7 protein-coding genes are annotated in these 8,973 nt (G+C 72.0%); 1 reads left to right on the top strand and 6 read right to left on the bottom strand.

The features are described from left to right. The first annotated feature begins 403 nt into the window (after positions 1-403). On the top strand, positions 404-1,330 hold the full coding sequence (pdxY, locus tag V7067_RS10390) for a pyridoxal kinase (protein ID WP_334175829.1): 927 nt from the start codon (positions 404-406) through the stop codon (positions 1,328-1,330). Positions 1,331-1,464: 134 nt separating this feature from the next. On the opposite strand, the gene V7067_RS10385 is transcribed toward pdxY, so the two are convergent. The 6 genes from V7067_RS10385 to V7067_RS10360 form a co-directional block, all read right to left on the bottom strand. Beyond that, entirely contained in the window at positions 1,465-2,169 is a 705-nt protein-coding gene (locus V7067_RS10385) for a L,D-transpeptidase (RefSeq protein ID WP_334175828.1), read from the bottom strand. 141 nt (positions 2,170-2,310) lie between these two features. Continuing rightward, positions 2,311-3,354 (bottom strand): YihY/virulence factor BrkB family protein, encoded by a 1,044-nt coding sequence (locus V7067_RS10380; protein ID WP_334175827.1) that lies wholly within the window; start codon positions 3,352-3,354, stop codon positions 2,311-2,313. Positions 3,355-3,527: 173 nt separating this feature from the next. Beyond that, positions 3,528-4,034: an N-acetyltransferase gene (locus V7067_RS10375; protein ID WP_334175826.1), complete on the bottom strand. Its 507-nt coding sequence runs from the start codon at positions 4,032-4,034 to the stop codon at positions 3,528-3,530. A gap of 418 nt (positions 4,035-4,452) precedes the next feature. Next, on the bottom strand, positions 4,453-7,128 hold the full coding sequence (locus tag V7067_RS10370) for a TIGR02302 family protein (RefSeq protein WP_334175825.1): 2,676 nt from the start codon (positions 7,126-7,128) through the stop codon (positions 4,453-4,455). 238 nt (positions 7,129-7,366) lie between these two features. Beyond that, positions 7,367-8,638 (bottom strand): diaminopimelate decarboxylase, encoded by a 1,272-nt coding sequence (gene lysA / locus V7067_RS10365; protein WP_334175824.1) that lies wholly within the window; start codon positions 8,636-8,638, stop codon positions 7,367-7,369. 50 nt (positions 8,639-8,688) lie between these two features. Further along, complete coding sequence (locus tag V7067_RS10360) at positions 8,689-8,901, bottom strand: hypothetical protein (RefSeq protein ID WP_334175823.1); 213 nt, start codon at positions 8,899-8,901, stop codon at positions 8,689-8,691. Between the last annotated feature and the right edge of the window lie 72 nt (positions 8,902-8,973).

Below are 8,973 nucleotides of genomic sequence, written 5' to 3'. Positions count from 1 at the left end.
GATCAGCGGCAGCGGCGCGGCGACCCCTGTCAGCACGGTGAATTTCTGCATCGCTGGCGTTCCTCGCAATGAAGGCCCGGATGAAGCCGGCCGGCGGGCAAAAGGGGCTTCCCGGTCCGCCGCGGCGCACCGTCCGGCCGGACGGCACAATTGGAACCGTTCTTTGGGGTTTTCGGGCCCCGGGGTCAAGTGCTGCGGCGCCGCGCGGCGGCGTTGCGGACCAGATTGTGAGCCGGCGGCGCGGCCCGGCACCGGCCCGCGCGGTGTTGCGCTTGCCCCCCCGCATCCGGCATAACAGCGGGCGGCTCATCCGGCGCCGCTCACAAGGGAGGCGCCGGTTCGTTTTTCATCCTGCGCCCGCCTCCTGAAAAAAGTGCGGCTCCTTCCACGGGTGCCCCTTGCGATGACCGATCCGATCTCCGCCAGCCCTTCCGCCCCGCCGCCGGCCCCGCCCGTTCGCCCGGCGGTGGTGGCCATCTCCTCGCAGGTCGCCCGCGGCGGTGTCGGCACGCGGGCGCTGTCGTTCGCGCTGGAGCGGCTCGGCCACCCGGTGTGGCTGGTGCCGACCATCTTCCTGCCCTGGCACACCGGCCACGGCCCCTCGACGCGGATCGTGCCGCCGCCGGAGCTGTTCGCCGCCGCGCTGGAAGAACTGGCCGCCATGCACGCGATTGCCGAGGTCGGGGCCATCGTCACCGGGTTTCTCGGCTCGCCCGCACAGGCCCACACCATTGCCCGCTTCGTGGCGGCCGCCAAGAAGGCGAACCCGGCCATCCGCTTTGTCTGCGATCCGGTGATCGGCGACATCGGCGGGCTTTATGTGGCGGAGGCAACCGCCGAGGCGGTGCGCGACGTGCTGCTGCCGCTGGCCGATGCGGCAACCCCCAATGCCTGGGAACTGGGCTGGCTGACCGGCAAGCCGGTTGGCACGCCGGCGGAAACCGTGGCGGCCGCGCGGGCGCTGGGGCCGGCGCAGGTGCTGGCCACCTCCGCTCCGGCCATGATGCGCAAGGCGCTCGCCACCATCCTGAGCGGGCCGGATGGCGCGCTGATGGCCGAGCATGCGGCGCTGGAGAACGCGCCGAGCGGCACGGGCGACCTGATCGCGGCGCTGTTCACGGCGGCGCTTCTGTCCGGCGCACCGCCGGAAACGGTGCTGGCGCGGGCCACTTCGGCGACCTTCGAGGTCGTCGCCCGTTCGGTCCGGGCCGGGGCCGACGAAATGCTGTTCGTGCCGTTTCAGGATTGTCTGGTGCGGCCGATGGCGAATATCGCCGTGCGCCGGCTGGCCGAGCCCGGCCGTCGCGCACCGGCGCCGCTGCGCCGCTGAAGCCGCCGGCGCCGCGCGCGGGCGGCCGCCGGCTGCCTTTGCCGGGCGGGGCGCCGGGGCGCCCCGCAGCAGGACACCGGCCGGGCCGGCGTCCTGAGACGGAGCCTCCCTCCGGAGGGAGGCCGTTGCCGGGCTCAGGTGGCCGCGCGCGGCAGCAGCGCCGGGGCGGGCATCGGCTTCGGCTTCGGGCCGTTGTCGACCACCGGGATCGGCGCGTACTTGCTGTTCGGACCGATGACGATGACCTTGGCGCCGAGGTCGACGCGGCTGTAGAGGTCTTCCACGTCGGCGTTGCGCAGACGGATGCAGCCCGACGAGACCTTCTTGCCGATGCTCCAGTTCTCGTTCGTGCCGTGGATGCGGTAGAGCGTGTTGCCGAGATAGAGCGCGCGGGCGCCGAGCGGGTTCTTCGGGCCGCCGGCCATGTAGCGCGGCAGATCCGGGCGGCGCTGCAGCATTTCTGCCGGCGGCGTCCAGCCCGGCCACTCGGCCTTGCGCGCAACGCGCTCCACGCCGGACCACTCGAAGCCTTCCTTGCCGACGCCGATGCCGTAGCGGATGGCCTGATCGTCCGGCTGGATGAGATAGAGGTAGCGGTTGACCGTGTCGACGATCACCGTTCCCGGGGCCTCGTCGCTCTTGAGCGGCACGGTGGCACGGGCGAACTTGGCCTGCTCGCGCTTTTCCATCTCGGCCTGGGTTTCGTAATAGGTCACCCAGGTCTTCGTGTTGGGGTCGTAGAACTGCCCGGCCGGCTGACGCTGGTCAGCAAGGGCGGGAATGGCCGAAAGCCCTGCGACCGTTGCGCAGGCGCCGAAGAAGGTCACGAGACGGCGCATCACGCAGCCTCTCCTTGTCGATTATGACGGGGATACGGAAGTCTCTGACGCAAAACTCATGGCTTCCGTTAACCACCATGGCGGGAATAACCCTAACGAACCATGACCGAATGCGCATGAAAGTCATGCATCACAGCGATTTCAACTCTGTGCCGCCCCGTCGTGCGTCGCTTCGGCATGGCCGCGGCGCCGCCGCGCCCGCCAGCGCATCACCGCGGAATTCAGTTCGCCGCCGATGATGAAGATCGTGGCGATGAGGTAGAGGAACACGATGGCCGCGGTTACGCCGGCAAGGCCGGCATAGGTGTTGGAGTAGGGCGAGAAGTTCTGCAGGTAGAAACCGAAGCCGATGCCCGCGGCGAGCCAGGCCACGATGGTGAAGCCGATGCCCGGCAGCACATCGGTCAGCCGGCGCCGCCCGCCCGGCAGCCACATGTGCGCCAGCCCGAGAACGGCCACCAGAACGAGCGTTGCGATGACGATGCGCTCCATGCGGGTGTTGCGCTCCACGGCCGCAAGCCACGGCACATGGGTTTCCAGCAGGCCCCAGATCAGCGGGCCGAACACCACCAGCACGGCGAGCGACAGCAGGCCCACGGCGCCGAGCACCACGAACACGAGGCTCTGGATGCGCCGGTGGATGTAATTGCGCGTCTCGACCATGCGATAGGCGCGGTTCAGCGCCATGCGCAGCGCCTCCACTCCGTTGGAGGAGAACCACATGGCGAAGGCAAGGCCGATGGTGAGGGCACTGGTGTGGTTGCGGGTGAGGACGGCGTGGACTTCGTCCGAGATCGGCCCGGCAACCTCTTTGGGCCATGTCTCGAACACCATCTCGGTCACTTCGTCGGCAAGGCCCTGCGAGCCGATGACGCCGGCCAGCGCCGCCACCACGATGAAGAACGGAAACAGCGCCAGCAGGATCTGCAGCGCGACGTGGCTGGCCATGGCCCAGCCGTCGTCGCTGTCGAAATGGAACAGCGCTTCGCCCACCACCTCGCGCACGGCGCGGAACGGCCGCCAGAACCGGCGGCGGGCGGCTGCCTCGCGGATGGAGGCCGCGGCCGGCGGACGGGCCGGCGCGGTGCCGGCGGCCGGCGGCCCGTAGAGCGGCGTGCCGCGGCTGCCGCCGCCCGGCGGGGTGGTTCCGGTGGTGTCGCCGGCCGTCATGTGTTCGCGGGCCACGCGTTCGTCCTCGTCGGCAACCGAATTCCCCTTCGCTCGGGCAGGCGGGCGCGGCAGAACTGCCGCGGCCGGTCGCGCCTGCCGGGGCCTACCATGCCATCCGGCGGGCTGCCGCAGCAACGCGGCCGGCCGGCGCAGGGGGGAAGAAGGCCGCCGCCGACCGGCGGCCGCGCTCAGGCCCGGCCGGGCCGTGCCTTGCGCACCGCGCCGGCGAACGGGCCTTCCGCTCCCGCCGGCGCCAGCAGCAGCCGGTTGGGATCGACCGGACCCGGCAGCACGATGGTGCCCGGCCTCACCAGCGTGAAGCCCAGCGGTTCATAATAGCCGCGGTCGCCGACAAGCAGGATGGGGCCGGCCCGCTTCGCCTGCGTGGCGGCCATGGCGGCCTGCATCAGCTGCCGGCCGGTGCCCCGGCTCTGCAGGCCGGGGTGCACCACCAGCGGGCCGAGCAGGGTGGCGGGCGTCGTGCCGATGAAAATCGGCGTCAGCCGCACGGAACCGATCACCGTCGGGCCGTGAACGGCCACGAACGACAGGTCGGGATCGAACGGCACACCCTCGCGCAGCCGGTAAGCGGTCTTGGCGAACCGTCCGGGGCCGAAGGCGATTTCGTGCAGGGTTTCGACGGCGGCATCGTCATCCGGCAGCTCAGGCCGGATCAGCGCGGTTTGGGCGAACATGGGGCAGTCCAGATCATGCGGGGGCGGCTGTCGGAGGGCCGCCGTCACCCGCAGGAGCTGCCGGGTTTCGAACCGGTCAGGCGGGCAGGCAGCGGCGATCGGCACGCGGTGCGGAACCGCGGTCGGTCGGTCGTCGTCGCTGAAGGCCGGTGCCGGTGAACATGATGTCCTGATGCGCCAGAGTTTTGCGCACGCCCGATTTTTCCTGCGCGCGATTTTCAGGTGCGCGACAGTCCTGTTTCAGGTGCGCGAGAGTCTTGCATACGCGAGAGTCTTGCGTACGCGAGCGTCGTTGCGGGCGCCGGAGCGCTGTCGCAGGGCAGGGGCGGGCCGTCTGAGCGCATCCCCCGATCCTGTGCTCGCTGCTAGCATGGCGCGGAACCCGCATCAAGCGCGAATTATGACAGCGCCGGGCCGCTCAGTTGCCGGGCAGCAGGCGTTCCAGATAATCGAGTTCGTCGCGCGGGCGGCCGGGTTCGCCAAGCCGGCGGCGCAGCTCGTCCAGAATGCGGCGCGCGCGCTGCACGTCGATCTCGTCGGGCACGCGCACCGAGTTGCCGAAATCCGGGCCGGCCTGACCGCGCTCGCGGCCGAGCGGGTCCTGATTGCCGGCTGCGCGGCCGCCCTGTCCGCTGCCGCTCTGCGTGCCGTTCTGGCGGGCAAGGGCCTCGGCCATCTGCTCGGCGATGTCGTGGGCGCCGCGGCGCAGCGATTCGAGGGCTTCGGTCTGGCGTTCCAGCGCCCCGGCAGTGTCGGAGCGGCCGAGGGCCTCGCCGGCCTCGCCCATCGCCTTGCCGGCCTTGTCGAGCGCGTTGCGGCCGCCCTCCGGCGTCTCGCCCTCTCCGGCGCCGGGCAGGCGGCCGAGTTCGCCCGTCAGCCGGTCGAGTTCCTGCTGCAGTTCGCCCTGCCGGCGGCGGATGTCGTCGAGGTTCTTCGGTGCGCCGGGTCCGCTGCCGGCGCCCTCGCCGGGGGCCGGTGCCGGCGTCGCCTGCCGGTTGCCGCCGCCGGTGTCCTGACCGCCGTTCCGGCCCTCGCTGCCGCCGCTGTCCTCACGGCCGCCGGGCCCGGGCGTTGCGTTCCCCTCGCCGGCCGGCGGGGTGCCGGGCTCGCCGCCGGGCGCGCCTTCGCCGCGGTCGAGGCGATAGGTGTCGTCCAGCAGCTTCTGCTGGTTCTGGATCATGCGGCCGAGGGCATCGAGCTGGCCCCTGCTGCTGTCGCCGGGGCCGCCCTGACCCGGCCCGGCCATCTGCATGCCTTCCAGCATGGCCTGAAGCTGGGCCAGCAGCTGTTCGGCGGCTTCCTGCTGGCCGGCCTTCGACAGCCGCTCGATTTCCTTCAGCATCCGTTCCAGATCCTGCGGCGTCACGGTCCGGGCATTGCCGGCGGGCGGCGGCTGGCTGGAGGGGCCGCGGCGGCCGGCCTGTTCGGCGAGGGCGGAGAGATAGGCCTGCATCGCTTTGCGCAGTTCGTCGGTGAGGCGGGCGACCTCCTCCGGCGGGGCGCCGTTGCGGATGGCGTCGCGCAGCCGCTCCTGCGCCGCGCGCAGCGCCGCGGCGGCATCGCCGGCCGAACCTTCGTCGATGGCGAGCGCCAGCTGCCAGAATTCGTCGAGCAGCGGTTTCAGCGCCGCGTCGTCCTGCGCCGCCACCAGATGGTGATAGGCGATGCGGGTGCCGAGATAGTCCGCCGGCCGGTCGAAGATGCCGTCCGGGGCGATCATCAGGGCATCGAGGGCGTCGATGACGGCGGTCTGGCTGCCGGCGTCGAGCGCGAGGTTGCGGCGCTGCTCGACGATGGCGCGGGCGAGCGGCGAGCGGAACGCGCGCTCCGGCAGCACGATCTCGCGCGGTTCCGAGCGGCCTTCCTGTCCGGCCTCGTCGCGCACCACCAGCACGATGCGCACCCGCGCCCCGGCAAAGGGGTGCCGGGTGAGGTTGGCGGCGGTGCGGGCCTCGCCGGTCGTGGCCGGGCGCGGCGGCAGCACCAGCGGCACATCCGGCGCGGCGGCCAGCGGTCGCGGCGCCGGATCGCCCGGCTTCGTCACCGGCGCAATCTCGGCGCGGGCGGCGGTCACGCCATAATCGTCGCCGATGCCATAGGCCAGCACCAGCGCGCCGGTCTTGTCGGCCACGGGATCGGCCGTCCAGCGCACCGCAGGGGCGGCGTCGCGGTCTGCCGTGAAGGTCCATTCCGCCATCGCCGTGCCGCCGCGGCTCACGCGCACGGCGCCGCTTTCGGCAAGGGTCGTGCGGTGTTCGCCCGCCGGGCCGCCGGCCTTTTCGCCGATGGCGCGGGTGCCGCGGGTGTCGGTGAGGCTGACGGTGGCATCCGCCACCCCCTGCAGCCGCACGATGAGTTCGCTGCCGGCCGGAACCCGCACTGTGCGCGGTCCCTCGCGCCCGGCCTCGCCGGTGAGGAACACCGGCGCGCGGCCGGTGTAGGCGGGCGGGGCGATCCAGGCGTCGAGCCGCGCCGCCTGCGCGGCGGGCGGCGGGCCGAGCGGGGCGAAGGCATCGCCGAGGCGGCCGGCATAGTCGCCCGCGCCGGCAAACACGCCGACGAACAGCACGAGGCCGGCCAGCGTGCGTAGCGCGAAGGGATCGCGGCGATAGAGCTTCGGCGCCGGCGGAGCCACCCGCAGGGTGGCGATTTCGGCGGCAACGCGCGCACGGTGCGCCGCCCACAGCGCGCGGGTGACGGGATCGTCCGTGCTGGCGGGGGCATCGCCGAAGGCGGTCAGCGGGCGGTGCGGGCGCTGGCTGTCGGCTTCGATGCGGGCAATCGCCTCGGCGCGCCCGGGCAGGGGCAGCCGGGCGAGCGCGAGGAGGGGCACGGCGAGGCCGGCGCCGAACAGCGCCAGCAGCGCCACGCGAACGAGCGGGCCGACGGCCGTCCACAGCCCCATCCACGACAGGCCGGCAAACAGTGCGGCGACGGCCAGCAGCAGCGCCAGCGGCGGCCATGCCCGCTCGGCCGCCAGTGCCAGCCGGGCGCGGCGCACCAGCCGGGCGATCCGGCGCGCGGGGTCGCTGCCGCCGCGCGGGGCCGGCCGGGCCGCCTTGTTGCCGTTGCTGTCGCTGCCCTGCTGCTGCACGTTCTCTCGCCTGAAAGGAGCCCCGCCTGCGCCTGCAGGGGAGCGGCCTTGTGAAGGGCATCCGCCGCCTGTCCGCCTGCCGGCGGGGAGGAGGCCCGCCGCGGCATGCAATCCGCGATCAGGCCACGACCTTTCGGCGAGAATCAGGCAGAGGACCGGCCGTTTGTGAAAATCGGCCGGTGCGCCGGCAGCGCTTCCCCGCAAAGCCTAGCGGCAAGCGGTGAACGGGGCGTTTCGCTCACCCTTCCAGCCAGGGGGGCAGGCGGTCGAGGGCGATCAGGTCGTCATAGTCCGGCCGCGGCCGCACCACGGCATAGTTGCCGCCGCTGACCAGCACCTCCGGCACCAGCCGGCGGGTGTTGTAGGTGGAGGCCTGCACCGCACCGTAGGCGCCGCCGGAGAACACGGCGATGAGGTCGCCGGCGGCAAGCGGCGGCAGGGCGCGCTTCAGGGCCAGATAATCGCCGGTCTCGCACACCGGGCCGACCACGTCGGCCACCCGTGCCGGGGCGCCGGCGGCGGGCTCCTTCACCGGGCGGATCTCGTGGTGGGCGTCGTAGAGCGTCGGGCGGACGAGATCGTTCATGCCGGCATCGACGATGACGAACGTCTTGGCCGCGCCGTGCTTGATATAGACCACCTCGCTCACGAGGATGCCGGCATTGCCGACGATGAGGCGGCCGGGCTCGAACAGCACGCGGCAGCCGAGCCGGTTGGCGTGGCGCTTCACGACGCCGGCATAGGCGAACGGGTCCGGCGGGGCGGCGACCGAATCGTCATAGGGAATGCCGAGGCCGCCGCCGAGGTCGACATGGTCGATGTCGTGGCCGTCCTCGCGCAGCGTGGTGATGAGCTCGCCGAGCCGCGAGAACGCGGCATCGAACGGCTCCAGCGCGGTAATCTGCGAGCCGATGTGCATGTCGATGCCGGTCACTTCCAGACCGGGCAGCGCGGCGGCGCGGGCATAGGCCGCCTGCGCATCCTGCCAGGGAATGCCGAACTTGTTCTCCGCCTTGCCGGTGGAGATCTTGGCGTGGGTCATGGCATCGACATCGGGGTTGATGCGCAGCGACACCCGCGCCGTGCGGCCTTCGGCGGTCGCCACCTGCGACAGCCGCTCCAGTTCCGGCAGCGATTCGACGTTGAAGCACAGGATGTCGTGGGCGAGGCCGTAGGCCATCTCGCGGCGCGTCTTGGCAACGCCGGAAAAGACGATGCGGCTGCCCGGCACGCCGGCGGCGACCGCGCGGCGCAGCTCGCCCTCGGAGACCACGTCCATGCCGGCCCCGAGGCGGGCGAGCGTCTTCAGCACCGCCTGATTGGAGTTCGCCTTCATCGCATAGCACACCAGTGCCGGCAGCCCTTCCATGGCGCCGGAGAACACGCGGTAGTGCCGCTCGATGGTGGCGGTCGAATAGATATAGACCGGGGTGCCGACAGCCGCGGCAATCTCGCTCACCGGCACGTCTTCGGCGTAAAGGACGCCGTTCCTGTATTCAAAATGGTTCACGACCGGAACTCGTCGAAAAAGGGCCGGGGCGCCGCCCGGCCGGTGCGCTGCTACAGCAGCGGATCGAGAATGAACTTCTTCTTGGGCGCATAGACGGCCTCGCCCTTGTCCACCATGTCGGGGGTGGGTTTGACGCCCGGCGGCAGTTCCGGCGCGCCGCGCCGGCCGCAGCCGGCGGCCGCCAGAGCCACCAGCGCCAGCGCCAGCCCGGCCGCCAGCCGGCGGCGGGTCGTGCGGCCGTCGTTCCGCTTCATGTCACTCAACGCCGTGCTCTCCCAACACCCTGCCTGCGGCCGGCTCCGCCGCCGCTTCTGCGCGCCATGCCATCCGGACCA

It is taken from the genome of Pseudoxanthobacter sp. (assembly GCF_036822375.1).
GTDB lineage: Bacteria > Pseudomonadota > Alphaproteobacteria > Rhizobiales > Segnochrobactraceae > Pseudoxanthobacter.
Note: the sequence above shows the minus strand (reverse complement) of the source record. Positions and strands in the feature narration are given on the sequence as shown.